Here is a 26,043-nt window from a genome sequence, read left to right on the forward strand (position 1 = left end):
TTGTGAACATGAGTGATAGCGCTGTTACTCCGGCCGCTGGCGCACCAGCGGCCAAACATTCCCTGCATTGGCCGACACTGCTGATCGGGATATGCCTGGTCGTCGTTGTGGCCGGTGGGTTGGGGTGGTTCATGCACAAGCCCAAGGCCCCGGCGCCTGCGTTGGCCAGTGACAAACTGGGCATGAGCCGCCCGGATGGCTTGCTGGAAACCCATTCCCTGAGTCAGTTGCCCAAGGACTTGCTGGCAGTGCCGTTTCTCAAGGAAACCCTGACCGAAGACTTCGTCTTCTATTACGAAAGCCATGCCGACCGCCTGGGGTTGATCGGCAGCTTGCGGCGGATCATCTACGAACATGACCTGAAACTGCAGGACACCTTGATCGAGCAGCTGTTCGATCAGCCTGCCGACGTAGCGTTGTGGCGCGGGGCGGATGGGCGGCTCAAGGATTTCCTGCTGGTGATGGATCGCGGCGGGCTGGCCAAGGTGCTGGAGCCGCTGGCCAAAGTGGCGCTGGACGACTCGCAGTTGAGCAAAGTCGCTGACGTGAAGGTCGGCACCGACGACGTGGCGCTCTATCAACTCAATTACAACGCCAGCAAGGCGCTGCTGTTTGCGTCCCATGGCGACAAACTGGTGGTGCTGTCCAATCCGGCGAAACTCTACGATCCACAAAGCGGTGCAACGGAAGAATCGGGCAGCGTGTCGACCACGGCCATTGCCGCGTTGCTCAATGGCGACAAACTGTTCCCCGAAGCCTTCGGCCTGCCGCCGCGTGCTCCGCAGGTGAAACAACGCCTGTCGGTCAATGCCAGTGTGCTGGCCATGGGTTACCAGCGCTTCATTCCGAATTTCGCCGGCCTGCGTTTCGACATGGACGACAAGGGCTGGCACAGCTTCCTGGCCATGGATGAACTGGAGAATCAGCCGGACTTCGATTTCAAGCCGATCTGGCAAGCCATGCCGATGGGCGCCAGCGCTTGCGTGGCGTTGCCGCTGGCTGCCGAACAACAGAAACCGCTGCTGATGAAACTCGGTGCCGAGGAGAAGGTGGCTCAGGCGCTGACCGAACACATGGCCGGCGCGGCGGGCCTGTGCTGGTATGCCGATTCGCGGTTGTACACACCCTTACTGGTGGCCAGCCTCAACGATGATGGCGGCGGCAAACTCGATGGAGATTTGGGCAGTCTGTTCGGCTCGATGGTCGGTGCCTACGAGAGCAATGTCGAAGAAGGCGCCTTCCCGGTGGTGGAAAAACAGCAAGGCCAGAGCCATCAGTGGCAACGTCAGGTCAGCTCCAGTTTCGGTCCCTATACGGCCAAGGAAGCTCAAGATCCCGATGCCATCAGCGGCAAGGCGTTCATGCGCGTGAGCCTGGCGCGTCACGGTTCGATGCTGCTGTTTTCCCTCGATGACAAGCTGGTGGACAAGGCTCTTGGCACCCTCGACAAACGTTTCCCGCCAATGGCCGACGTGGTGCCCAAAGACCTGCTGATGCCGGTCTATTTCGGTCCGGAGTCCATGGCGCAACTGATGCAGCAGGAAACCCTCGACAGCCTGCCCCAGGACATGGAGCCGGTGTTCTACAACGCCGCGCAAACCTACCTGATCCCGAAACTGCGCAAGCTCGGCGGCTACGGTAAATACGCCCTGACCTTGCCCGAAGGCAGCGAGCCCGACGGCCACTGGCAGTGGCTGCCGCTGGAGTGGAAAGCTCTGTGACGGCATTGATCCGAAGTCTCGGCCTGCTGGCCTTGTTGCTGAGCGCGGGTGCCCGCGCTGTCGAGGCACCATCGCTCGACCCACAGCAATCCCAGGTGTTTCGCGCCTGGTTCGTGCGCATCGCCCAGGAGCAACTGAGCCAGGGCCCGAGCCCCCGTTGGTATCAGCAAGACTGCGCCGGACTGGTGCGCTTCGCCGCTAACGAAGCGCTGAAAGTCCATGACGACAAATGGCTGCGCAGCAATGGCCTGTCCAATCGTTACCTGCCGCCGGAGTTGCAATTGAGCGATGCCCAGCGCGGTCTTGCCCAGCAATGGCAGCAGGGCGGCGGCAAAGTCGGGCCATACGTCAATGCGATCAAATTGATCCAGTTCAACAGCCATCTGGTCAGCCGCGATGTGGCTCAAGCCCGCCCCGGCGACCTGATGTTTTTCGATCAGGGCGACGACCAGCACCTGATGATCTGGATGGGCCGCTACATTGCCTATCACACCGGCACCACCACACCCACCGACAACGGCATGCGTTCGGCAAGCCTGCAGCAACTCATGACATGGAAGGACACCCGATGGATACCCGACGCAGCCAACCCCAACTTCATCGGCGTCTATCGACTGAATTTTCTTTCCCAATGACCGGTGCCCGCATGCTGCGTTTTCTGTCTCTGCTGTTGGTATTGGTGCTGCCTTTCTCGGCGGTTGATGCGGACGACTCGGTCCCGTCCAGCGGCTATGCACCAGTGGCCGGCGAGAGTTTTTTCCTGCTGGCCGACAGCAGCTTTGCCAGCGATGAACAGGCGATGGTGCGCCTCGAAGCGCCGGGTCGCGACTATCGCCGGTTTCGCATGGAGCCCTACGGTGGTGCCGACATTCGGGTGTATCGCATCGACAAGCCAATGGATTTTCTCAAGCGCCAGAAGAACCTGCATCGGGTGGTCAGCGATGGCCAGTTCAAGGGTGAAGGGCTGTCCAACACTCTCGCTTACCTGTGGGACAACTGGTATCGCAAATCCCGTCGGGTGATGCAGCGGGCGTTTTCCTACGAGTCGCGTAAACAAGTCACCGAGGAAGTGCCGGAGCTGAAAATGGGCGACGCGATGGCCGCGCCAACACCCTACGATGCGCAACCGCAATTCGCGCTGATACCGGGTTTGCCGGTGGTCAGCCAGTTCCGTTATCCGTTGTGGCAGGCCAAACCGATCCAGCCACCTGCAGGGGTGAACCTGGCCGGTTCTTCCAGTGAGTTCGTCAGCGTCGCGCCGGGCAACGTGTACATCCCGTTGGGCCATCTCAAACCGGGTCTTTATCTGGTGGAGGCGCTGATCGGCAAGTACCGCGCGACCACCATGGTGTTCGTCTCCAACACCGTGGCGGTGAGCAAGATTGCCGGTGACGAATTGCTGGTGTGGACTGCGCGCAAACACGAAGGCAGCTCGGTGCCGAAGGTCAATGTGCTGTGGACTGACGGCCTCGGCGTGATGAGCAGCGGCGCCACGGATGCCGATGGTTTGCTACGCCTGAAACACGTCAGCCCCGAGCGCTCGTTCGTGATAGGCGAAGACGAAGAGGGCGGGGTGTTTGTCTCCGAGAACTTCTACTATGACAGCGAAATCTATGACACCAAACTCTATGCCTTCACCGACCGGCCTCTGTATCGGCCGGGGGACTGGGTGTCGCTGAAAATCGTCGGGCGGGAGTTCAAGAATGCCCGGGATTCGGTGCAGCCCACCGCGGCCGACGTCAACGTGACCGTGCTCGATGCGACCGGCACGGCGCTGCAATCCCTCGATCTGAAACTCGATTCCAAGGCTGGCACTCAAGGCCGATTCCAGTTGCCCGATAACGCCGTGGCCGGTGGTTATGAACTGCGTTTCAACTACAAGGATCAGGCCTACAGCAGCGCCTTTCGTGTCGCTGAATACATCAAGCCGCACTTCGAGATTTCGCTCAATCTGGCCAAGCAGGATTACCGTACTGGCGAGCCGGTCAAGGGCAACCTGGTGCTGCTGTACCCGGACGGAAAACCGGTGGCCAATGCGAAATTGAGTCTGAGCCTGCGCGCCCAGCAACTGTCGATGGTCGACAACGAACTGCAATACCTCGGGCAATTTCCGGTGGAGCTGACCAGCACCGAATTGACCACCGATGCCAAGGGCAACGCGTCCCTCGACTTGCCGGCTGCCGACAAACCGAGTCGCTACATGCTCACGGTGTTTGCCAGCGACGGTGCGGCGTATCGGGTCAAGACCACCAAGGAAATCCTCATCGACCGTGGCGCGGCGAATTTCCGCTTGAGCGCGCCTCGGCGTTTCAGCGCGGTGGGTGACAGGGTTGCCTTCAGCTACACCCGCGAAGGTGAGCAGGTCGATGCCATTACGCCGGGCAGCTACGGCTGGGTACGCCTGGAAGACCAGAGCATCGGCGAAGGCAAACTCGCGGCAATCGACAAGGGGTTCACCCTGGCCTTTGACCGGCCGGGCACCTACAACCTGACGCTCAAGGATGATCATGGCCGGGTGGTCGGTGCCACCGGTCATTCGGTTACCGGCGAAGGTGTCAAAGCCGTACCCGGCACCGTGGAAATCGTCCTCGACAAGCCCGAGTACATAGCAGGTGATGAGGCGCTGGCGCTGATCACTTTCCCCGAGCCAGTGAGCGATGCGCTGCTGTCTCTGGAGCGCGATAAGGTCGAAGCCACTGCGTTACTTTCCAAAGGCGGCGACTGGCTGAAGATGGAAAAACTCAGCGATACCCAATACCGCGCGCGCATCCCGGTGAAGGACGGTTTCGCGCCGAACCTGACCTTCTCGGTGCTGTACACCAAGGGCGGCCAGTACAGTTTCCAGAACGCCGGCATCAAAGTGATTACGCCGCAGATCGACGTGGCCATCGCCACCGATAAAGAGACCTACCAGCCGGGCGAAACCGTCTCGGTGGACCTGACCACCCAATTCGCCGGCAAAGCGATTCCCGCGCACCTGACGGTCAGCGTGGTCGATGAAATGGTCTACGCGCTGCAACCGGAAGTCGCGCCGAGCATCGACCAGTTCTTCTATCACCCACGGCGTAACAACGTGCGCACCAGCGCCAGTTTGTCGTTCATCAGTTATGACGTCGCCCTGCCGGGCAGCCCCGGTGCACCGGGCAAAGCCAATCGCAGTGAGCGCGGCGTGAAAGTGCTGGAGCGACCGCGTCGCGAGGATGTCGACACGGCGGCGTGGCAACCTGAGTTGCTGACCGATGCCAATGGCAAAACCCGCTTCACCTTCAAGATGCCCGACTCCCTGACCCGCTGGCGCATCACCGCCAGGGCCATCGCCGATGGCGGGCAGGTCGGGCAGAAGAAGCAATTCGTGCGCTCGGAAAAACCGCTGTACCTGAAGTGGAGCGGCCCGACTCGATTCCGCGCCGGCGACAAACCGGACCTCGGCGTGTTCGCCTTCAGTCAGGCCGAGAAACCGGTCAAGGCCGAACTGGTGACCCGTTACGCCGGCAACGAACAGCGCGTGCCTGCGACCCTGAACAGCGGCATCAACTACATCCCGTTGCCGGCCTTTGAGCTGGCCAATGGCGAGTGGAGCGCCGAGCTGGTGCAGGACGGCAAAACCGCTGACGCCCTGACGGTGCACCTGAGCGCGACCGGTGAAGGCTGGCAGGTGATTCAAACCCAGAGCCTTGATGTGGGTGAGGGCGATACGCCGCTGACGTTGCCGACAGACGCCAGTGATATCCGCCTGCGTCTGGATGACAGTCCGCCAGCGTTGTTCCGTTCTGCCCTCGACGACCTGCTGAGCTACCCCTACGGTGGCGTCGAGCAGACCGCCAGTCGCCTGTTGCCGTTGAGCATCGCCTACCCGACGCTGGCGGCGAATCCGCAGATCCGCGATCGCCTGCGCCTGATCATGCAAAACAGTCGCTTGCGCCTGGTGCAAATGGCTGGCCCTTCGGCGTGTTTCACCTGGTGGGGCATGGACGGCGAGCCGGATGCGTTCCTCACCGCTTACGCCTATTACGCCGACTGGCATGCCAGCCAGGTGCTTGAACTGAGCCTGCCGCCGGAGCATTGGCAGCGGGTGCTGGAGGTCTACGCCAAGCAGGCGAAGAGCACGCCGCTGTTGCAGCGGGCGCTGATCCTGTCGTTTGCCCGACAGATGCAGTTACCGGTCAACACCTTGCTCAGTGGCTTGATGGACGACCTGGCGAAAGCGGGCGAGGGCACTGCCGCGAATCTGATGGAAGACGGCGAAGACAGCCTCGTCATGAGCGATCCGGATTCAGCCTTGGGGCTGGCGGCCGCACGGGTGCTGACGGCATCGCTGGCCAGGCAAGCGAAGGTCGCTTTGCCGGATGTGTTCAACCGGCAACTGGCCGACGCGCAGCAACGTCTGGCAGTCAGTTCTCAGCCGTTTGCCGAAGCGCTGAACCTGTCGCTGCAACCCTTCGATCAGGCTCACGCCCAGGCCTTGCTGCAACGTTTGCTGCCACAGCAATCGACCCTGGAACGTGCGTTGGCGTTGACCTGGCTGCAACGCAGCATCGAGCAGGCATCGCCCACCATTGCATTGGCGCCGGGTGAAGGCTGGAAGAAACAGTACGGGGTTTCTGGTGAGATGTATTGGACGTGGCAGGGGCCTGCGCCAGTGCCGACGGTATTGACGCTGACCGGCGCGCAAGAGCGTCCGCTGCGCGCTGCATTGAGCTACCGCAGCCAGCAGCCGGTGGTCGATCCGATGGCCGTGACCATCACCCGTCGCCTGTCGCGACTGGTGCCGGGGGATGAGGCCTTCACCTTCAAACTCGAAGCGGTCGGCAACGCGCCATTGTCCAGCGACAACCTCTATCTCGACGAAGTGATCGTCACCAGCAAAGCCGCCAAACCGTTGCGTTACGGGATGCTGGAAGTGCCGCTGCCACCGGGTGCAGATGTCGAGCGCACCACCTGGGGCATCAAGCTCATGGGCAAGGCTGGCACCGAACCGACGGCACTGGAGAAGGCGCGTTTCGAACCGGGGCAAATGGCTTATGCCGTTCCGGTGGATGCCTTGAGTGGCGAATTGCGCCTGCGGCACTTGGTGCGCTTCTCGCAGAAGGGGCAGTTCAACTTGCCGCCGGTGCGTTTCACTCAGGTCTATGCACCGCAGCATCAGGCTGTGGAACAAAAGGCAGCCCTTGGCCAGGTCACGGTTCACTGACGTGCACAGGCTGCTGATAGGTGGGTTGCTGTGTTTGATCCCTGTGCTGGCAACGGCGCAGGACGAACCTTTGCGCCTGGCCTTCAACGGCGACTTGTTGTCGCTGAACCGAACGCAGGTGATCACCCGCGAGCCGTTGCCGCAGACCTTGCAGACGCCGCTGGGCAGTGTGTGGAAGTTGTTCGTCTACGCCTGGCTGGTGGACACCGGCGCGCGTGAGCCGGCTTATGAATGTCGCGGCCAGTCGAAGGAAGAGGTTTATTGCTGCACGGCGGGCGGCAGGATCGAGCGTGATCAGGCGTTGGTGAAGTCATGCGGTCTGTATTTCGAACCCGCGCGGCTGGGTATCCGTGATGCCGACTGGCGAGCCTATTGGCAGGCGCGGCAGGCGCCGCAATGGTTGCTGGATTTGCCTTCGTTGCAACCGGCTACTCGGGTTTCGGTGGCGGAACTGTTGATGATGTTGGCCGTGCTGCCGGCGCAGGATCAAGCCCGACGTGTATTGCTCGATGTGGTGCTCAATGCCGGCGATGGCCATGTCGTCGGTGAACTCGGAAGCCGTCTGCGGGTGAAGACCTGGAGCTGGTTGGCGGATCAGGATGCTGCGTTGCGCCAGGGCGGGTTTGCCGGTTGGACCGCGGATGGCATACCGGTCTGGGCCGGCGGGCGCGGTACCAGTCAACGGGTTCTTCGAGATTACGCGCAGGCACTGTCTACGGTGATTCCCGCTTCATGGCCTGCGGATGCAGGGAAATGCGTAGAGGTCGACCTGTTCTCGCGCTATCCACTTCGGCGCGTGCTGTCGGGGGGCAGTGTGGTGACTTCCGGAGCGTTGCAGGGAGACTACCGTGTTGAATTCGCCAACGGTAATGCGCTGGATATTCACAGCGACGGCGAACTATTCCTGCTCAACGACAAGCTCGTCGCCCGGCTGGATCGCGAAGAATACGTCGCCCGTGTTCTCCAGCGCGAAGCCAGTGCCGAACCGGTCGAAGCCGCCAAAGCCCTCGCCGTGGCCATCCGCACGTACCTGCTGCAAAACGCCACGCGCAGCGGTGACTGCCTGAGCATCGACGACAGCAGCAGCCGTCAGCGGGTCGCACCGCGTCCGGCGTCGTCCGGGTCTCGCGACATCGCCGCGTGGACCAGCGACCTGGTCCTGGCCGGCAGCACCGTCACCTACCATTCCGATCAACCCGGCCCGGACAAACTGTCCTGGCAGCAAGCCGTCGAACAGGCACGGGCCGGCCAGCGTTACGACGCCATCTTGCTGCACGCCTACCCACGCGCCAGTCTGAGCCGCTGGGACAACCCGGTCGCGTCCTGCGAAGCGTTGCCCGTCGCACAAGAATGGCTGCAGAAACAACGGCGCGGCTGGCGCCCAAAGCTTGAAAGCGAAACCGGCTACAACGAAGTCAGCACCTTCGCCGTATRCCGCCTGGCCTTCGGCCGCCCCTATGTCGATCGCGAACGTCAGCGCATCTACGTACGCGGCGCGCAGACGCTGCAAGAACGCCTCGACCTGACCCACGAATACCTGCACCTGGCCTTCGAAGCACACCCCAACGGCCAGGATGAAACCTACATCGAAGGGCTCGCCCGCCACCTCTTGCTGGAATAGGCCATGAAACTCCGTTATCCACAGGTCTTGCTGTTGCTCTGTTCGCTGGTGGCGTTGCCATCGGTGATGGCGGCTGACAGCGTCAAACTCGACACCCCCGCAGGCGGTTGGCGCACCGGCGCGCCTGAGGGCGAAGGGGAAAGCTTCCGGCAGACCGTCAACTACCCGGCCTCGTCGGTGAATACCCCGGCAGGGCAGGCCAACACCGCTCGCATCAGCGGGCAGATCAAAGCCACACCGAAGTCGACAGAGCCCGGCCGGCTGATCGTCAACGGGGTGAGCATGCCGCTGAAAATCGACCCGGCCGGCCGCTTCGATCGCCCGTTCTCATTCCCCAACGGCAGCAACAGCGTCGAAGTACGCAGCCCTGATGGCCAACAACGTCACCGCACGCAATTTCTCAACAGCAGCGGCGGTGCGACCCCGGCCAAGTTGCGCGTTTTGCTGTCGTGGGACAGCGATAACACCGACCTCGACCTGCACCTGATCACCCCTGACGGCGCCCACATCTGGTACGGCGACCGCGTCGCCCCCAACGGCGCAGCGCTCGACGTCGACGTCACCACCGGCTACGGCCCGGAGATCTTCGCCATGCCCGCGCCAATCAAGGGGCAATATCTGGTCTATGTGAACTACTTTGGCGGTGGCTACAGCAGTGATGAAGAGGGGCAGGAAGACGCGGTGCAAGCGCTGACCACGGCGCAGGTGACGGTGATTACCGAGGAAGGCACGCCGAGCGAGAAGATGGAGACGTTCCTGGTGCCGATGCGCGCGGTGGGGGAGCTGACGTTGGTGAAGTCATTCAGCTATCCGTGAGGTTGAGGTACAACTTGCGCAGGGTTTGCACACGATTGCGCCCGTGATCCTTGGCGCCATGTAGGGTTTCATCCGCCTGTGAAAGCAGGCTCGAAAGGTCGTAGCCCGACTCGCGGTTGAAAACGAGCGGGACAATATCGACCCCGCCAACTGATCAGCACCACACCCAGCGCCGCCAGCAGCATCATTGCACCCAGATAAGCCAGAGGAAGCTCGCGGGTTTCACGCCACCAGGCATGACAGGTCAACAAACCCATCAGAATGAAAACGAAGACCGAGACTACCAGCAGGGTCGGGATGTGCAGATCCATTGCGTAGGTTCCCGTTGAGCTTGAAAGCGAAGTCCGACCGGCAGAGCATCTTCCGGGGTAAGGGGAGCGGTTTTTGGACGGGATAGAGGCTTGTTAGCGTTGTTTCATGCAGACATACATTGTGAATGTTCTTGCGTCGGTATCAGGAGTAATTGAGAGGGCCCTCCAACCGACATGGAAATGCCCTGACGTGAATGATCTTCCTGGCAATACCTCTATCGATTCTGCTTTCAACGAAATCACCCAACTGATCGTGACAGCGCGACAACGCGCCATGCAGGCGGTCAACACCGAGCTGATCGAGTTGCACTGGCAGGTTGGGGCCTATATCAGTCGCAAAATTGAAGCGGCGGAGTGGGGGGATGGGGTGGTGGCTCGATTAGCCACTCACCTCGCTCGTACTCAGCCCGGACTGCGGGGCTTTACCCGGCCTAATTTGTTTCGTATGCGTCAATTTTTCGAAGCGTACAGGCATGACGTAAAAGTCTCAGCACTGCTGAGACAATTGCCCTGGACACACAACATGATCATCCTCAACCAGAGCAAACGCCCGGAGGAGCGTGAGTTTTACCTGCGCATGGCAATCCAGGAAAAGTGGTCGAGCCGCGAACTGGAGCGTCAGTTCAAGGCGGCTCTGTTTGAGCGTTCAGTGGTCAGCCCGGCAAAAGTGTCAGCACCGCTGCGACAAATTCATCCCCAGGCCCTGGATGTGTTCAAGGATACCTATGTGGTCGAGTTTCTGGCTCTGGAGCGTGGACATGCAGAGACAGACTTGCATGGAGGCCTGCTGCACAAACTCAGGGACTTTCTGATCGAACTGGGCAGGGACTTCTGCTTTGTGGGTTCGCAATATCCGTTGCAGGTAGGTGGGCGTGACTTTGCGCTGGATCTGTTGTTTTTCCACCGTGGGCTGAACTGCCTGGTGGCGATCGAACTCAAGGTCGGGCGCTTTGAGCCGGAATACCTGGGGAAGATGGATTTTTATCTTGAAGCGTTGGACCGCAATGTCCGCAAACCACACGAAAACCCGGCGCTCGGCGTATTGTTATGCGCAAGCAAAGAGGACGAAATCGTCGAGTACGCCCTGAACCGCTCGCTGTCGCCTGCCTTGATCGCGGAGTACCACACCCAATTGCCAGACAAGAAACTGTTGCAAGCCAAGTTGCAGGAGTTTTATGCGCTGAATACTGAAGGGGTTGAGTGATTTTTGTCGTGAATCACTTTCTTTCAGACATTAAAAAGCCGGCTTGTGGCCGGCTTCTCGGGGACTGGCTTGGATCATTTTTGGTAAACCGCGCCAGCCTTCAAAACGTACACCCGGATCTTGCGTCCGGCTGTGGGACCTGGTGAGAAAGTCATCTGTCAGGTCAGTGCATCTGAGCCGCAAGGCGGATCGATGCGCAAATGTGGGGCGCAGCATACGCAGGTTTGACGAAAATTCCCAGCGGGAAGTGCCGGGCAGAGCCGTTTGGCCGCCCGGGTGGGCGGCCGGGTGGGCGGCCGATGGGCGTTCTGGAGCGCTTAAAGAAACGGCAGCGCCGGCCGCCGTTTGTTCAGGGTCGACCACCAGAACACCCAGCCCAGCACCCTGATGTTCTGCTCTTCGATTTGGGCGGGTCTGAAGATTTCATCCGGGTATTCGGCGCGGTTGTGGCTGCGCAGTCGCAGGGAGTTGCCCGGTAGTCGGTGCAGGTACTTGATGCGCAGCATGCCGTCATGTTCGATGGCGTAGATCTCGCCATCGACAATCTGGGTCAGGCCACGGTCAATCGCCAGGGTCGAACCGTCTTCAATTTTCTCGCCCATGCTATTGCCGCTCATAAGGGCGCAGATGGCGTCGGCGTGGTTGATTTCCAGGGAATCGAGGTGGCTGCGGGGCAGGCGGATGGATTTCTCGGGGTCTTCTATAACGTGGGTTATGTTGGAACCCGGGGCAGTGACAGCTTCTTTGAGGAATGGCAGTTCGACGTCGACAGGCTCGATGACTGTATAGACACCGCGGATGGTCTGGGCATCGAAGATGTTGCCGGAGTCTTCGAGCAGGCGCAGGTGCTGGGCATCTTTCGAGCCTTCGCCGGTTTTCAGCCAGTCGCTGCTGACGGAGAGTTTTCTGGCGACTTCTTCCATGCAATGGGCGGGCACACCGCGGGTGTACCAGTTATGTACATTTTGCGGAGCCGTATCCAGGAATTCGGCAAATCCGGTGGTCGTGATGTTCGCTGCTTCGAGGAGAGCCTTGAAGCGTGGGCCGCTAGTGTTCTTTTTCATGAACGCGAGTCTACTGGCGGCTAACAAGGGTTTGAATAAACGTCTCGTTCAAATTTCGCGGGAAATTTACGACGGGATGTAAGACGCTCTTGGGGAATTTTAAACAAATAAAAACCAAGATCGAGCAGGGTTAAACGTTATGTTTAGCGCACTTATCAAGCGCCCACAAAAAACCCTGGTTCAACCAGGGTTTTTCTTGAAGCTTGTCGCTTGAAGCTCGCGGCCGCTCTTAACCTTTATAGGCAGCAACCGACTTGGTGATCGCGTCGCGGGCGGCGTCTGCGCCGGCCCAGCCTTCGATCTTCACCCATTTGCCTTTTTCGAGATCTTTGTAGTTCGCGAAGAAGTGCTCGATCTGCTGGATCAGCAGCGCTGGCAGGTCGGTGTATTCCTTCACGTCGACGTACAGCTGGGACAGCTTGTCGTGTGGGACTGCGATGACCTTGGCATCGCCGCCGCCATCGTCGGTCATGTTCAGGATGCCGACCGGACGGGCGCGGATCACCGAACCTGGAGCAACCGGGTAAGGGGTTACGACCAGCACGTCGAGGGGGTCACCGTCGTCAGCCAGGGTGTTCGGGATGTAACCGTAGTTGGCCGGGTAGAACATTGGGGTGGCCATGAAACGGTCAACGAACAGGCAATCGCTGTCTTTGTCGATTTCGTATTTGATCGGCGCGTGGTTGGCCGGAATCTCGATCGCGACGTAGATGTCGTTCGGCAGGTCTTTGCCAGCCGGAATCTTGCTGTAGCTCATTGGGCGTTGCCCCCGTTAGTTGACCAAAAACACTTGGCCGGATTGACCAAAAAGTGGCGGCGATTATAGGCATATTCCTGGATCGACGCCACGCACCAGAAGTCGTATGGCGCTCACTGGTGTGCCTGATAGACAGGGTCATGCGCCTTTAGTTGCTTCAACCTCGCCAGAGGGTCCTGGCGATAGAACAACTTCAGCTGCTGGTACACCTGTGGATAAGCCTCGTGCAGCAAATCCGGGGCGCTGAAGAAGTATTCGCTGGTGACGGCGAAGAACTCGGCAGGGTTTTCGGCGGCATACGGGTCGATGGCCGTTTCGGCATCGGGATTGCGTTCCAGTTGCCGGTCGAGGTCGTAGTAGGCCTCTTGCATGACGTTGGCCCAGTCGCTGACGCGCATGTCGGCATGCAACGGCGGCAGGCCGTTGGCGACGCCATTGAGCATGTCGAGTTTGTGCGCCAGTTCGTGGATCACCAGGTTGTAGCCTTCCCAGCCTCCGCTGGCCATTACGCCGGGCCAGGCGAGGATGATCGGGCCTTGCTGCCAGGCTTCACCGCTGTGTTCTCCGTCCCATTCGTGCTCGACGCCGCTGGCATCGCGATGGCGCTGGGGGCTGAGGAAGTCGTCGGGGTAGAGAATGATTTCGTGGAAGCCCTGATACCAGTTCAGGTCGCCGAGGTGCAGCAGCGGCAGTTGCGCCTGGGCTGCGAGCAGCAAGCGTTGTTCCTGATGCAGTTCGACACCGGGCAGGGCGCTCAGGTGCTTGTCTTCGAGGAACAGCACGCAGGCTTCGCGCAGCCATTGGTCTTCGGCGGCGCTGAGGCCATCGAGAAAACTCAGGTAATGGCGCACCCGTTGCCACATGTCATCGGCAATCGGGTGCTTTGCCAAGGTGCGCCGGCGACGCCAGGCGCTCAGGGACCACATCGTGTCAGCGCGATTCGGCTTTGGAGTTCGAACCTGCAAGGCGGTTACGTACCATGCCAATGATCATTGGCACCAACGACAACAGGATGATGCCGACTACCAGCAGCGACAGGTTCTTCTTGATGAACGGTACGTTGCCGAAGAAGTAACCGAGCGTCACCAGCCCGCCGACCCACAGGACAGTGCCAAAGACGCTGAAGGCGAAGAACCGCGGATAAGGCATTTTCCCAACACCGGCGACGAACGGTGCAAAGGTGCGGATGATCGGCATGAAGCGCGCCAGAGTCACGGTTTTGCCGCCATGCTTGTCGTAGAAGTCGTGGGTTTGTTGCAGGTAGTCACGACGGAAGATCTTCGAATTCGGATTGCTGAACAGTTTTTCACCCGCCGTTCGTCCGATGATGTAGTTGGTGCTGTCGCCCAGAATCGCCGCCAGCATCAGCAGGCCGCCGAGCAGTACCGGATCCATGCCGCCACCGGCCGCCACGGCACCGGCGATGAACAGCAGGGAGTCGCCCGGCAGGAAGGGCATGACCACCAGGCCGGTTTCACAAAAGATCACCATAAACAGGATGGCGTAGATCCATGCCCCGTAGTTGGTTACAAGCATGTCGAGGTAGACGTCGAGATGCAGGACGATGTCGATCGGGTTGAAATCCATGGAAAGCACCTGTGGTAACGGCCCGACTCAGCAGGCCTGTGCGGATGACTTCGCGTAAGACTACGGATAAGGGTAGTTTTTCTTACAAGCCGGGGAGTTCGGGATTATACGAGGCGAGAGGTGAAAATCGCGTCGAGATTGTAGCGGGGAATGTCATGACAAGACCGATGGCTTGATACCGAACCTGTGGGAGCGAGCCTGCTCGCTCCCACAGGTGCAGGTAATTCAGAGTTCGTCGCTGATCGGCAGCACATAGTTCTTGAATTCGGTGTCTTCCTTGAATCCGATGGACTCATAGGTTTTCTGCGCGACTTCGTTGTTGCTGCTGGTGGAAACACGCATGCGCACGGCATTGGTTTCCTTGGCCATTTTTTTTGCGGTGCGGATCAGGTTGTCGGCCACCAACTGGCGGCGGGCGTCCTCGGCGACATAAATATCGTTGAGGATCCACACGCGTTTGAGCGAAAGCGAGGAGAAACTCGGGTAAAGCTGACAGAAACCCATCAGTTTGTTGCTGTCGTCATCGGACAACGCCAGGTAGATCACCGACTCTTTGCGACGCAGGCGTTTTTCGAGGAACGCCCGGGACGAGTCCGGATACGGCAGGGAGCCATAAAACTCGCGATATTTGACGAACAACGGGGTCAGCAGGTCCAGGTGTTCGAGGGTCGCTTGAATAATCCGCATGGTAGGTCTCGTCTTCAAGTGGCTGTCTTACGTCTCTGACGGCGATGGGAAACCCTTGGCGGCCGCGCAACGATCCTGCCTGAAACTGGTACGAATGTGCAATGCAGAAGCGGTTCAGGCATTCGGCGGGCCGAGCAGGAAATTAGCTTTCATGTCGGCCTCCGCGTCCGACGCCAGTGTCTGAACCTGCGCTTCGTCCTTCAGATTGACCCCTGACAACTGCCGCCGGCAGGCTTCACGCATCAAATACAGCAAACGGTGTGCCGCCATGCCGTAGCTCAGCCCTTCAAGCCGGACATTGGAGATGCAATTACGGTAGGCATCGGTAAGGCCGACCTTGGGATTGTAGGTGAAATATAAACCCAGGCTGTCCGGGGAGCTGAGGCCAGGGCGTTCGCCGATGAGAATCACGGTCATTTTTGCGCCAAGCAACTCACCGATCTCATCGGCGACGGCCACCCGGCCCTGTTCCACGAGTATGACTGGCGCAACAGTCCAGCTGTCGTCTGCCATTTGCTCTTCGAAACGCGTCAGAAACGGCAGGGTATGGCGATGAACGGCCAGTGCCGACAGGCCGTCGGCGACCACGATCACCAGATCCACGCCTCCCGGATGGGCCGTCGCGTAATCACGCAGGGTCTGCGCCGAGGCATCACTGAGTTTTCGCCCCAGATCGGGGCGTTGCAGGTACGTGTTGCGATCCGTCGCCGCACTGTGCAGCAAAAGACACTGGCGATCACGTTCGGCCAATTGCGCGCTGAGGGAGGCATGGTCAAACGGCAAGTGCACCGCATCCCGCGCCTGAGCGTGGGCGTATTGGAAGTCCAGTTGTGCGCGAGTGGGAATGCTGGTGCCGGTGCGGCCCAGAGCGATTCGCGCCGGCGTCAGGCGCCGCAGCTCCAGCCAGGGGTTGTGTGGATCGAAGGGTAGTTTATCCATGTCAATGCTCATCCCAGTTGCGCCAAGGCCTGCCGGAAGGCTGGCGGCAGGCTGTCGCCGAAGAGAACCCTGCCATCGGCTTGAGTGAAGATGCCCATTTTTGCCAGCCACTGCTCGAACTCCGGTGCGGGCTTCAGGCCGAGGGTCTGCCGGGCGTAGAGCGCATCGTGGAACGAGGTGGTCTGGTAGTTGAGCATGATGTCGTCGGAGCCGGGGATGCCCATGATGAAGTTGATCCCGGCGACGCCCAGCAGGGTCAGCAGGGTATCCATGTCATCCTGGTCGGCTTCGGCGTGGTTGGTGTAGCAGATGTCGCAACCCATGGGCACACCGAGCAATTTGCCGCAGAAGTGGTCTTCCAGGCCGGCGCGGATGATCTGTTTGCCGTTGTACAGGTATTCCGGGCCGATGAAGCCGACGACGGTATTCACCAGGAACGGTTTGAAATGCCGCGCGACGGCGTAGGCGCGGGTTTCGCAGGTTTGTTGATCGACGCCGTGATGGGCGTTGGCCGACAGGGCACTGCCCTGGCCGGTTTCGAAGTACATCAGGTTCTTACCCAGTGTGCCGCGATTGAGGCTCAATCCTGCGTCGTAACCTTCCTGCAATAAGTTGAGGTTGATGCCGAAACTGGCGTTGGCCGCCTCGGTGCCGGCGATCGACTGGAACACCAGGTCTAACGGGACACCGCGATTGACCGCTTCGATCGATGTGGTGACATGGGTCAGCACACAAGCCTGGGTGGGGATTTCGTAGCGCTGGATGATCGCGTCGAGCATCTCCAGCATGGCGCAAATCGAAGCGATGCTGTCGGTGGCGGGGTTGATGCCGATCATTGCGTCGCCATTACCGTGCAGCAGACCGTCGAGAATGCTAGCGGCGATACCGGCCGGTTCGTCGGTGGGGTGGTTCGGTTGCAGGCGTGTGGATAGTCGACCGCGCAGGCCCAGGGTGCCGCGAAACTGTGTGACCACGCGGATTTTTTGCGCCACCAGCACCAGATCCTGCACGCGCATGATCTTCGACACGGCGGCGGCCATTTCCGGGGTGAGGCCGGGAGCGAGGGCGCGCAGGACCTGTTCGTCGGCGGCATCACTGAGCAGCCAGTCGCGAAAGCCGCCGACGGTGAGGTGGCTGACGACCGCAAAGGCTTGTTTGTCGTGGGTGTCGATGATCAGACGGGTGACTTCATCGGATTCGTAGGGGATCAGCGCTTCCTGCAGGAAGTGGCTTAGCGGCGTGTCGGCCAAAGCCATCTGTGCCGCGACACGCTCGCCGTCATTAAGGGCTGCGACGCCGGCCAGAAAATCTCCGGAGCGCGCGGGGCTGGCCTTGGCCATCACTTCCTTGAGGCTGTCGAAGCGGTAAGTCTGGGCGCCGACGGTATGGGCATATACGGCCATGGGGCGGGGCCTCCTGATCAATTTAAAAATTCGATCCGCTTTTCTGTGGGAGCGAGCTTGCTCGCGATAGCAGTCTTGCATCCGCAACATGTGCTGAGTGACACACCGTCATCGCGAGCAGGCTCGCTCCCACAGGGCATTTGCATGCACTTCAATAATGCAGGCGCCAGGCTCGTGGCCCGGCGCCGGTGCATCTCATATACCTTCGAGCATAGCGTCTGCCGGTGCCTCGGAACGTTGCTTGGCAGTCAGCTGGAAGTACAGGTAACCGGCAGCCATGAAACCGAGGAAAATCAGGCCGATCAAGGTGTTGAACCACGCCATCGCCACGAGGCATACCACCGCCAGAAACAGTGCGATCCCCGGCACGATCGGATAGCCCGGGGCGCGGAAGGTGCGTTCCAGGTTCGGTTCGGTTTTACGCAGCTTGAACAGGCTCAGCATACTGATGATGTACATCACGATGGCGCCGAATACCGACATGGTGATCATCGCCGCCGTCAGGGTCATGCCTTGCAGGTTGACCAGGCCATCGCTGTAGATCGCCGCGATGCCGATCACGCCGCCGGCTAGAATCGCCCGATGCGGCGTCTGGAAGCGCGAGAGTTTGGCCAGCCCTTTAGGCAGGTAACCGGCGCGAGCCAGGGCGAAGAACTGCCGTGAATAGCCAAGAATGATTCCGTGGAAACTTGCCACCAGGCCGAACAGGCCGATCCATACCAGCATGTGCATCCAGGTCGAATTGTTGCCGACCACGGCTTTCATCGCCTGGGGCAGCGGATCGTTGATGTTCGACAGTTGACGCCAGTCGCCGACGCCGCCGGCCATCACCATCACGCCGATGGCCAGGAACACCAGGGTCAGAATGCCGCTGACGTAGGCCTTGGGGATGGTGCGTTTCGGGTCCTTGGCTTCTTCGGCGGCCATGGCTGCACCTTCGATCGCGAGAAAGAACCAGATCGCGAAGGGAATGGCGGCGAAAATACCGGGAATCGAGCCCATCGTGAATTCATTGGCGCCCGACCAGCCATTGAGCACAAAGTTGCTGAAGCTGAAGCCCGGGGCGACCACGCCCATGAACACCAGCAATTCGGCGACCGCCAGCACAGTGACCACCAACTCGAAGGTGGCTGCGATGCTGACGCCGAGGATGTTCAGGCCCATGAACACGAAATAGGCGCCAACGGCGGCGATCTTCGGGTCCAGTTCCGGGTATTGCACGTTGAGGTAGGCGCCGATGGCCATGGCGATGGCCGGTGGTGCAAAGACGAATTCGATCAGGGTGGCGATGCCGGCAATCAATCCGCCTTTTTCGCCAAAGGCCCGGCGGCTATAGGCAAATGGCCCGCCAGCGTGGGGAATCGCAGTCGTCAGTTCGGTGAAGCTGAAGATGAAGCAGGTGTACATCGTCGCCACCATCAGTGCGGTGACGAGAAAACCCAGTGTGCCTGCGGTGCCCCAGCCGTAACTCCAGCCGAAGTACTCGCCGGAAATCACCAGGCCGACGGCAATGCCCCATAGATGCAGGGTGCCGAGTGTGGGTTTGAGCTGTGTGGAAGAAGTCATAAGTCCTCTCTGTCTTTTTTATTGTTTGATCTGTTGGACTTTCGGGTATGGCATTTATCTGTGATGCGGGCACGCAAAGCCCGTGCCAGAGCAGCAGGGCTATGTTTGGTATGTGAGTTGGAGCGCTTTTCCTGTAGGAGCTGGCGAAGCCTGCGATCTTTTCAATCAGACGACTGGAGCCACCGACAAGCGAAGATCAAAAGATCGCAGCCTGCGGCAGCTCCTACGCCCGATTCAGATTCGTCGGCTTAGAAGAAGCCCAGCGGATTGATGTCGTAGCTCACCAGCAGGTTTTTGGTCTGTTGGTAGTGGTCGAGCATCATCTTGTGGGTTTCACGGCCGACGCCGGACTTCTTGTAACCACCGAACGCGGCGTGTGCCGGGTACAGGTGGTAGCAGTTGGTCCACACACGACCGGCCTTGATGGCGCGGCCCATGCGGTAGGCGCGGTTGATGTCGCGGGTCCAGAGGCCGGCACCCAGGCCGAACTCGGTGTCGTTGGCGATGGCCAGGGCTTCGGCTTCGTCCTTGAAGGTGGTGATGCTCACCACCGGGCCGAAGATTTCTTCCTGGAACACACGCATTTTGTTGGTGCCCTTGAGCAGCGTCGGCTGGATGTAGTACCCGCTCGCCAGGTTGCCCTCGAGTTTTTCCACCTTGCCGCCGGTCAGCAACTCGGCGCCTTCGCCCTTGGCGATTTCCAGGTACGAAAGGATTTTGTCGAATTGCTGCTCTGACGCCTGGGCGCCGACCATGGTGTCGGTGTCCAGCGGGTCGCCACGTTTGATTTGCAGGACTTTGTTCATGACCACTTTCATGAACTCGTCGTAGATCGACTCTTGCACCAGGGCGCGGGAAGGGCAGGTGCAGACTTCGCCCTGGTTGAAGAACGCCAGCACCAGGCCTTCGGCGGCCTTCTCGATGAAGGACGGTTCGGCCTGCATGATGTCTTCGAAAAAGATGTTCGGCGATTTGCCGCCCAGTTCCACGGTGGACGGAATAATGTTTTCGGCCGCGCATTTCATGATGTGCGAGCCAACCGGGGTCGAGCCGGTGAAGGCAATCTTGGCAATGCGCTTGCTGGTGGCCAGCGCTTCGCCAGCTTCTTTGCCGAAACCTTGCACAATGTTCAGCACGCCCGGTGGCAGCAGGTCGCCGATCAGTTCGACCAGCACGGTGATGCCCAGCGGGGTTTGCTCGGCAGGCTTGAGCACCACGCAGTTACCGGCGGCGAGGGCCGGGGCGAGTTTCCAGGCGGCCATCAGGATCGGGAAGTTCCAAGGGATGATCTGCCCGACCACACCCAGCGGTTCATGGATGTGATAGGCCACGGTGTTGCCGTCGATTTCGGCAGCGCTGCCTTCCTGGGCGCGCAGGCAACCGGCGAAGTAGCGGAAGTGGTCTGCGGCCAGCGGGATGTCGGCGTTGAGGGTTTCGCGCACGGCTTTGCCGTTGTCCCAGGATTCGGTGATTGCCAGGGTTTCCAGATTCTGCTCGATGCGGTCGGCGATTTTCAGCAGCACCAGCGAGCGCGCCTGGGCGGACGTGGCACCCCATGCGTCGGCAGCGGCGTGGGCAGCGTCCAGGGCCTTGTCGATATCTTCGGCCGTGGAACGGGGGAATTCGGCAATCGGTTGGCCATTTACTGGCGAGGTATTGGTGAAGTACTGACCTTTGACAGGCGCGACGAACTCGCCGCCGATGTAGTTACCGTATTTGGCTTTGAACGAAACGATAGCGCCTTCAGTACCGGGGTGAGCGTAACGCATGGTGGTCTCTCCTTGCTTTTGTGCTTATAGGGAGTCGCGCATGTGCGCTTGCTTTAAGCGTAGAGCAAGGGACGGGCCAGTGCGCTGCAGCTCAGGCAAATCAAGGCCTTGCGCATTTTTTGTCGGACGGATGGAACATGCCTGTGACGCTTTCGGTACAGCCGGCGTGACACTTTGTACCGCTTCTGGCACAACCTGTGACTGGGTAGACTTGCAAGCATTGCAATGCAGGCCAGGCTGGAGGATGCTCGGCATCACCTCATGCACGGGACGCCGAGCCCCGGGGAGAATAATAAGAAATGCACGACAACCATTTGAGTCGCCATGCCCAGCAAGTATTGACCGTGACCCAGGGCAAGGCCCACCTGCACGGCCCTGGCAGCGATCCGTCCATCGCCCGTTCCTGGCTGCGTTGCCTTGAGGACTATCACCTCGATCCGGCCCTGAGCATCGCGCCGACGGTGCTGGAACATGGTCGCGTCCTCGAAAGCCGCGAACGCTTGCAGCAAGTGCTGCACATCGCCGGCAATGAAATGACCAGCCTGCACCAGCAGCTCTCCGGTGCCGGCCATGCGGTATTGCTGACCGACGCCCGCGGCGTGATCCTCAATTGCGTCACCGCGCCCGCAGAACGGCAGATTTTCGAGCGTGCCGGGCTCTGGCTCGGCGCCGACTGGAGCGAGGCCTGCGAAGGCACCAACGGCATCGGCACCTGCCTGGTGGAGCGTCAGTCGCTGACCATCCATCAGGACGAACACTTTCGCGGCCGCCACACCGGCCTGACCTGTTCGGCGAGCCCGGTCTTCGATCCCCATGGCGAACTGCTGGCGGTGCTCGACGTGTCGTCGGCGCGGCGCGACGTGTCGCGGCAAAGCCAGTTTCACACCATGGCGCTGGTCAATCTGTCGGCGAAGATGATCGAGAGCTGCTACTTCCTGCGCTGCTTCGACAACCAATGGTTGTTGCGTTTTCACTTGCAGGCCGAGTCCGTCGGTTTGTTCAGCGAAGGGTTGCTGGCGTTCGACGGAGAAGGGCGAATTTGCGCGGTCAACCAGAGTGCGCTGAACCTGCTGGGACATATTCGCGGCGGCTTGCTGGGTAAGCCGGTGGAGGCGTTTTTCGATTGCTCGCTCGATGAGTTGCTCGGTCGCGCGAGCACCAATGCCGCCGCCAGTTGGCCGTTGCGCACCCGCGATGGTCGCAAGCTGTTCGCGGTATTGCGCGGTGAGGCACGGCGGTCGCTGCCGATTCCGATGGTGCCAACTGCCAAGGTTGCACAAGTACCGCGCCTGTCGGGCATTTGCCTGGATGACGCGACGTTGCAGGCGGACTTCCGTAAGGCTTTGCGCGTCTACGAACGCGACGTGCCGCTGCTGATCAACGGCGAAACCGGGTCCGGCAAGGAGGCCTTTGCCAAAGCGGTGCACCACGCCAGCCAGCGGGCGGAAAAAGCCTTCGTCGCCCTCAATTGCGCGGCCATTCCTGAAAGCCTGATCGAAAGCGAGCTGTTCGGTTATCGCGGTGGCAGTTTCACCGGCGCGCGCAAGGAAGGCATGCGCGGCAAGTTGCAACAGGCCGATGGCGGCACGTTGTTCCTCGATGAAATCGGTGACATGCCACTGGCCCTGCAGACGCGATTGCTGAGGGTGCTGGAAGACCGGCAAGTGGTGCCGATCGGCGGCGAGCCGGAAGCGGTGAATGTGCGGATCATCAGTGCCACTCACCGCAACTTGCTGGGTCGCGTGGAGGACGGCAGCTTCCGTGAGGATTTGTATTACCGGCTCAACGGGCTGGAAGTCGCGTTGCCGGCCTTGCGTGATCGTAGCGACAAATCCCGGTTGCTCGACTTTTTGCTGGCCGAGGAGGCAGGCGCAGAAACTGTGTTGATCGACGGGCCGGCGCGGGAGGCCTTATTGGGATTCGCCTGGCCGGGCAACGTGCGGCAGTTGCGTAATGTGCTGCGTACGTTGGCGGCACTGTGTGAGGACGGGCGGATCGGTCTGGAAGATTTGCCGGCGATGATTCGCCAGGCGCGGCCGGTGGCGGCGCAGGCTATCGAGGAGCCATCAGAGCATCCGCTGGATGATGCCGAGCGGCTGGCGTTACTCAATGCGCTGGAGCAGACGCGGTGGCACATGACGCATACGGCTGAGCAGTTGGGGGTCAGTCGAAATACCCTCTATCGGAAGCTGCGTAAACACGGCATCGCTCGGTAATTGCTACGTCGACCTGTAGGAGCCGGCTTGCCGGCGAAGGCGGTCTGGAGATTGTCTTCGCCGGCAAGCCGGCTCCTACAGGTTTTGCGCTGAGCGCCATTGAAACATCAGGTGCGATTTTCCCCTCCCTAAGCTAACCTGCGGCCATGTTTTACGAGGTCGACTATGCACATTCATATTCTTGGTATCTGCGGCACTTTCATGGGGTCAATGGCGGTTCTGGCCAAAGAGCTGGGCCATCACGTGACGGGCTCCGATGCCAACGTCTATCCGCCGATGAGCACTCAGCTGGAAGCCCAGGGCATCGAGTTGACCCAAGGCTACGACCCGGCGCAACTCGATCCGGCCCCCGATCTGGTGGTGATCGGCAACGCCATGTCCCGGGGCAACCCGGCGGTGGAGTACGTGCTGAACAAAGGCCTGCCTTACGTCTCCGGCCCGCAATGGCTGGCCGATCACGTGCTGCAAGGTCGTTGGGTACTGGCCGTTGCCGGTACGCACGGCAAGACCACCACCAGCAGCATGCTGGCCTGGGTACTGGAGCACGCGGGCATGGCCCCGGGCTTCCTGATCGGCGGCGTGCCGCAAAACTTCTCGGTGTCGGCGCGCCTGGGCGATACGCCGTTCTTCGTCATCGAAGCCGACGAGTACGACAGTGCGTTCTTCGACAAGCGTTCCAAGTTCGTGCACTACCGTCCGCGCACGGCAATCCTGAACAACCTCGAATTCGATCACGCGGACATCTTCCCGGATCTGCCGGCCATCGAGCGACAGTTCCATCACTTGGTGCGGACCATCCCGAGCGAAGGCCTGGTGATTCATCCGACCACTGAGCCGGCGTTGCAGCGTGTTATCGAGATGGGTTGCTGGACGCCGGTGCAAACCACCGGTGCCGGCGGTCAGTGGCAGGTCAAGCTGCTCAGTGAAGATGGCTCGAAGTTCGAAGTGATGTTCGATGGCGTCGCCCAGGGTGTGGTCGAGTGGGACATGACTGGCCAGCACAACGTCGCCAACGCCCTGGCGACCCTGGCTGCCGCACGCCACGTCGGTGTGGTGCCGTCCATGGGCATCGCCGCGTTGAGCGCCTTCAAAAGCGTGAAGCGGCGGATGGAGAAAGTTGCGGAAGTCCGTGGCATCACCATCTATGACGACTTCGCTCACCACCCGACCGCCATCGCTACCACCCTCGACGGGCTGCGCAAACGCATCGGCGATGCACCGTTGATCGCGATCATCGAGCCGCGCTCCAACTCCATGAAGCTTGGCGCGCACCGTGACGGATTACCGGAAAGCGTGGTCGATGCCGATCAGGTGATCTGGTATGCACCGGCCAACCTCGGCTGGGACCTGGCCGGCACTGCGGTGCGGTGTACGGTGCCGTCGATTGTCAGCGACTCGCTGGAAGGCATCATCGAGCGCGTGAAGAGCCAGGCGCAACCGGGCACCCACGTGGTGATCATGAGCAATGGCGGCTTTGGCGGCCTGCACGGCAAGCTGGCCGAGGCGCTCAAATGAGCAACGGCCCGGACCGCATCACCCTGGCGATGACCGGCGCTTCCGGCGCCCAGTACGGTTTGCGCCTGCTCGACTGCCTGGTGCGGGAAGATCGTGAAGTGCACTTCCTGATTTCCAAAGCCGCGCAGTTGGTGATGGCCACCGAAACTGACGTCACGCTGCCGAACAAACCGCAGATGATGCAGGCGTTCCTCACCGAATACACGGGCGCTGCCGCCGGGCAGATTCGGGTGTACGGCAAGGAAGACTGGATGTCGCCTGTGGCTTCGGGCTCTGGCGCACCAGCGGCGATGGTGGTGGTGCCGTGTTCGACGGGTACTTTGTCGGCGATCGCCACGGGTGCCTGCAACAACCTGATCGAGCGTGCCGCCGACGTGACGCTGAAAGAGCGTCGCCAGTTGATTCTGGTGCCTCGCGAGGCGCCGTATTCGAGCATTCACCTTGAGCACATGCTCAAGTTGTCGAACATGGGCGTGACAATCCTGCCGGCATCTCCGGGCTTCTATCATCAGCCGCAAACTATCGACGACCTGATCGATTTCGTCGTGGCACGGATTCTCAACCTGCTGAATATTCCTCAGGACATGTTGCCGCGCTGGGGCGAGCATCATATGACCAGTGATGAATAAGCTGCTGGTGATGGTACTGGCGCTGCAATTGGTCGGGTGCGCCACGGCGCGCACCCTCGATGCGGCGAAGCCGGGCGCGCCGGTGGTGTACTCGGGGACTCGTCTGGATTTGTACGCGATGAACGGTGGGTGCTGCGCCAAGGACCGTTTTGGCGCGGAAGCACCGAGCTATCCAGGCGTCGACCTGCCGGCCAGTGCGTTGCTCGACACGCTGCTGCTGCCGCTGTCATTGCTGACGGTGATCGGGGTCAGCTTTCAGGCGACAGGTGGGTTGTAAGAGAGCGCTTCGCACTCTATCGCGAGCAGGCTCGCTCCCACATTGGATTTGTGAACGACGCAGATCAATTGTAGGAGTGAGCCTGCTCGCGATGAGACCCACTCAGGCACCACAGGCTACTTGCCCAACTTCCTCAGCTCATCCGACTCGACAATCCTGACCCCGTCCTGCTCTTCCAGCGCCAGGCGCCACATTGCCCGGGCCAGTTGGCAGGCCTCGATACCATGGTATTTGCCAGGGATCAGCCGTGACAACGGGCCGGCGACTTTCTCGCCCAGTCGCGGTTCGGTGCGTTCGCCCAGCAACAGCGAAGGGCGGCAAATAGTCAGCTGCGGCCAGTCCTGCGCGCGCAGTGCGTACTCCATCTCGCCTTTGACCCGGTTGTAGAAAATCGAGGATCTGCGATCGGCTCCGAGAGCACTGATCACGATCAAATGCCTTGCGCCCAACTCCCGTGCGCGTTTGGCAAAGGCCACGACCATGTCCAGGTCCACCGCGCGGAACGCCTGTTCCGAGCCTGCCTGTTTGATGGTGGTGCCCAGGCAGCAGTAGGCGATGTCGACACGACCGTTCAACTCTTGCAGAAACTCCGCCGGGTCGCCGACCGGGTTTTCAAGGTGGGGGTGCTTGGCCAAGGGCCGGCGTGAGGGGGCCAATACCCGGGTAATCGTTGGCTCGTTAAGCAGGCGATCAAGCAGGTGTTCACCCGTCAAACCGGTGGCTCCGGCAAGCAACACGTGCTGAGGCGTCAAGTACATAGTGTTTCTCCC

21 protein-coding genes are annotated in these 26,043 nt (G+C 60.5%); 10 read left to right on the top strand and 11 right to left on the bottom strand.

Annotated features, from left to right (window positions below):
- Window positions 1–8 precede the first annotated feature (8 nt).
- From AC1DXW_RS01150 to AC1DXW_RS01170, 5 genes are read left to right on the top strand one after another with little or no spacing between them, the layout of a single operon-like run.
- Window positions 9–1,721 carry a DUF2138 domain-containing protein gene (locus AC1DXW_RS01150; protein ID WP_477752877.1) on the top strand — a complete coding sequence of 571 codons (1,713 nt, stop codon included), beginning with the start codon at window positions 9–11 and terminating at the stop codon, window positions 1,719–1,721.
- Complete coding sequence (locus tag AC1DXW_RS01155) at window positions 1,718–2,356, top strand: DUF1175 domain-containing protein (protein ID WP_477752878.1); 639 nt, start codon at window positions 1,718–1,720, stop codon at window positions 2,354–2,356. Before AC1DXW_RS01150 ends, AC1DXW_RS01155 begins: the two co-directional genes overlap by 4 nt.
- On the top strand, window positions 2,353–6,912 hold the full coding sequence (locus AC1DXW_RS01160; RefSeq protein ID WP_477752879.1) for an alpha-2-macroglobulin family protein: 4,560 nt from the start codon (window positions 2,353–2,355) through the stop codon (window positions 6,910–6,912). The genes AC1DXW_RS01155 and AC1DXW_RS01160 overlap by 4 nt, the downstream gene beginning before the upstream one ends.
- Window positions 6,890–8,533 (top strand): DUF2300 domain-containing protein, encoded by a 1,644-nt coding sequence (locus AC1DXW_RS01165; RefSeq protein WP_477759714.1) that lies wholly within the window; start codon window positions 6,890–6,892, stop codon window positions 8,531–8,533. Before AC1DXW_RS01160 ends, AC1DXW_RS01165 begins: the two co-directional genes overlap by 23 nt.
- A 3-nt stretch (window positions 8,534–8,536) precedes the next feature.
- Entirely contained in the window at window positions 8,537–9,349 is an 813-nt protein-coding gene (locus AC1DXW_RS01170) for a YfaP family protein (RefSeq protein ID WP_477752881.1), read from the top strand.
- Window positions 9,350–9,417: 68 nt separating this feature from the next.
- Here AC1DXW_RS01170 and AC1DXW_RS01175 read toward each other — a convergent pair whose 3' ends face one another.
- Window positions 9,418–9,660, bottom strand: a complete 243-nt coding sequence (locus AC1DXW_RS01175) for a hypothetical protein (protein WP_477752882.1) — start codon at window positions 9,658–9,660, stop codon at window positions 9,418–9,420.
- Between the two features lie 190 nt (window positions 9,661–9,850).
- Here AC1DXW_RS01175 and AC1DXW_RS01180 point away from each other — a divergent pair, with 190 nt between their 5' ends.
- The gene (locus tag AC1DXW_RS01180) at window positions 9,851–10,864 is read left to right on the top strand and encodes a PDDEXK nuclease domain-containing protein (RefSeq protein ID WP_477752888.1); all 1,014 of its coding nucleotides are present in this window, start codon (window positions 9,851–9,853) and stop codon (window positions 10,862–10,864) included.
- 317 nt (window positions 10,865–11,181) lie between these two features.
- Here AC1DXW_RS01180 and AC1DXW_RS01185 read toward each other — a convergent pair whose 3' ends face one another.
- From AC1DXW_RS01185 to exaC, 9 genes are all read right to left on the bottom strand, one after another.
- The gene (locus AC1DXW_RS01185) at window positions 11,182–11,928 is read right to left on the bottom strand and encodes a LexA family transcriptional regulator (protein WP_477752883.1); all 747 of its coding nucleotides are present in this window, start codon (window positions 11,926–11,928) and stop codon (window positions 11,182–11,184) included.
- 229 nt (window positions 11,929–12,157) lie between these two features.
- A complete protein-coding gene (gene ppa, locus AC1DXW_RS01190; RefSeq protein ID WP_007894323.1) occupies window positions 12,158–12,685 on the bottom strand; it encodes an inorganic diphosphatase in 528 nt (175 codons plus the stop codon).
- A 113-nt stretch (window positions 12,686–12,798) separates the two neighbouring features.
- The gene (locus AC1DXW_RS01195) at window positions 12,799–13,611 is read right to left on the bottom strand and encodes a M90 family metallopeptidase (RefSeq protein WP_477752884.1); all 813 of its coding nucleotides are present in this window, start codon (window positions 13,609–13,611) and stop codon (window positions 12,799–12,801) included.
- A 4-nt stretch (window positions 13,612–13,615) separates the two neighbouring features.
- Window positions 13,616–14,272 carry a DedA family protein gene (locus AC1DXW_RS01200; protein WP_477752885.1) on the bottom strand — a complete coding sequence of 219 codons (657 nt, stop codon included), beginning with the start codon at window positions 14,270–14,272 and terminating at the stop codon, window positions 13,616–13,618.
- A gap of 225 nt (window positions 14,273–14,497) precedes the next feature.
- On the bottom strand, window positions 14,498–14,959 hold the full coding sequence (locus tag AC1DXW_RS01205; RefSeq protein WP_007990572.1) for a GNAT family N-acetyltransferase: 462 nt from the start codon (window positions 14,957–14,959) through the stop codon (window positions 14,498–14,500).
- Between the two features lie 114 nt (window positions 14,960–15,073).
- A complete protein-coding gene (gene eutC, locus AC1DXW_RS01210) occupies window positions 15,074–15,898 on the bottom strand; it encodes an ethanolamine ammonia-lyase subunit EutC (protein WP_477752886.1) in 825 nt (274 codons plus the stop codon).
- An 8-nt stretch (window positions 15,899–15,906) separates the two neighbouring features.
- Window positions 15,907–17,301, bottom strand: coding sequence for an ethanolamine ammonia-lyase subunit EutB (locus AC1DXW_RS01215; protein WP_477759715.1), 1,395 nt, complete (start codon window positions 17,299–17,301; stop codon window positions 15,907–15,909).
- A gap of 195 nt (window positions 17,302–17,496) precedes the next feature.
- Window positions 17,497–18,867, bottom strand: coding sequence for an ethanolamine permease (eat, locus tag AC1DXW_RS01220; RefSeq protein ID WP_477756305.1), 1,371 nt, complete (start codon window positions 18,865–18,867; stop codon window positions 17,497–17,499).
- Between the two features lie 248 nt (window positions 18,868–19,115).
- Window positions 19,116–20,636, bottom strand: a complete 1,521-nt coding sequence (exaC, locus tag AC1DXW_RS01225; RefSeq protein ID WP_477756304.1) for an acetaldehyde dehydrogenase ExaC — start codon at window positions 20,634–20,636, stop codon at window positions 19,116–19,118.
- A gap of 299 nt (window positions 20,637–20,935) precedes the next feature.
- Between exaC and AC1DXW_RS01230 the strand changes: the two genes are divergently transcribed.
- The 4 genes from AC1DXW_RS01230 to AC1DXW_RS01245 all read left to right on the top strand — a co-directional run bounded on the left by AC1DXW_RS01230 (window position 20,936) and on the right by AC1DXW_RS01245 (window position 25,273).
- On the top strand, window positions 20,936–22,852 hold the full coding sequence (locus AC1DXW_RS01230; RefSeq protein ID WP_477759716.1) for a sigma-54-dependent Fis family transcriptional regulator: 1,917 nt from the start codon (window positions 20,936–20,938) through the stop codon (window positions 22,850–22,852).
- Between the two features lie 165 nt (window positions 22,853–23,017).
- A complete protein-coding gene (gene mpl, locus AC1DXW_RS01235; RefSeq protein ID WP_477759717.1) occupies window positions 23,018–24,367 on the top strand; it encodes a UDP-N-acetylmuramate:L-alanyl-gamma-D-glutamyl-meso-diaminopimelate ligase in 1,350 nt (449 codons plus the stop codon).
- On the top strand, window positions 24,364–24,996 hold the full coding sequence (gene ubiX, locus AC1DXW_RS01240) for a flavin prenyltransferase UbiX (RefSeq protein ID WP_477754617.1): 633 nt from the start codon (window positions 24,364–24,366) through the stop codon (window positions 24,994–24,996). Before mpl ends, ubiX begins: the two co-directional genes overlap by 4 nt.
- Complete coding sequence (locus AC1DXW_RS01245) at window positions 24,989–25,273, top strand: YceK/YidQ family lipoprotein (protein WP_108216327.1); 285 nt, start codon at window positions 24,989–24,991, stop codon at window positions 25,271–25,273. The genes ubiX and AC1DXW_RS01245 overlap by 8 nt, the downstream gene beginning before the upstream one ends.
- Window positions 25,274–25,389: 116 nt before the next feature.
- Here AC1DXW_RS01245 and AC1DXW_RS01250 read toward each other — a convergent pair whose 3' ends face one another.
- A complete protein-coding gene (locus tag AC1DXW_RS01250; RefSeq protein WP_477754618.1) occupies window positions 25,390–26,031 on the bottom strand; it encodes an oxidoreductase in 642 nt (213 codons plus the stop codon).
- Window positions 26,032–26,043: the final 12 nt, after the last annotated feature.

This window comes from Pseudomonas sp. P4_C4, assembly GCF_056402055.1.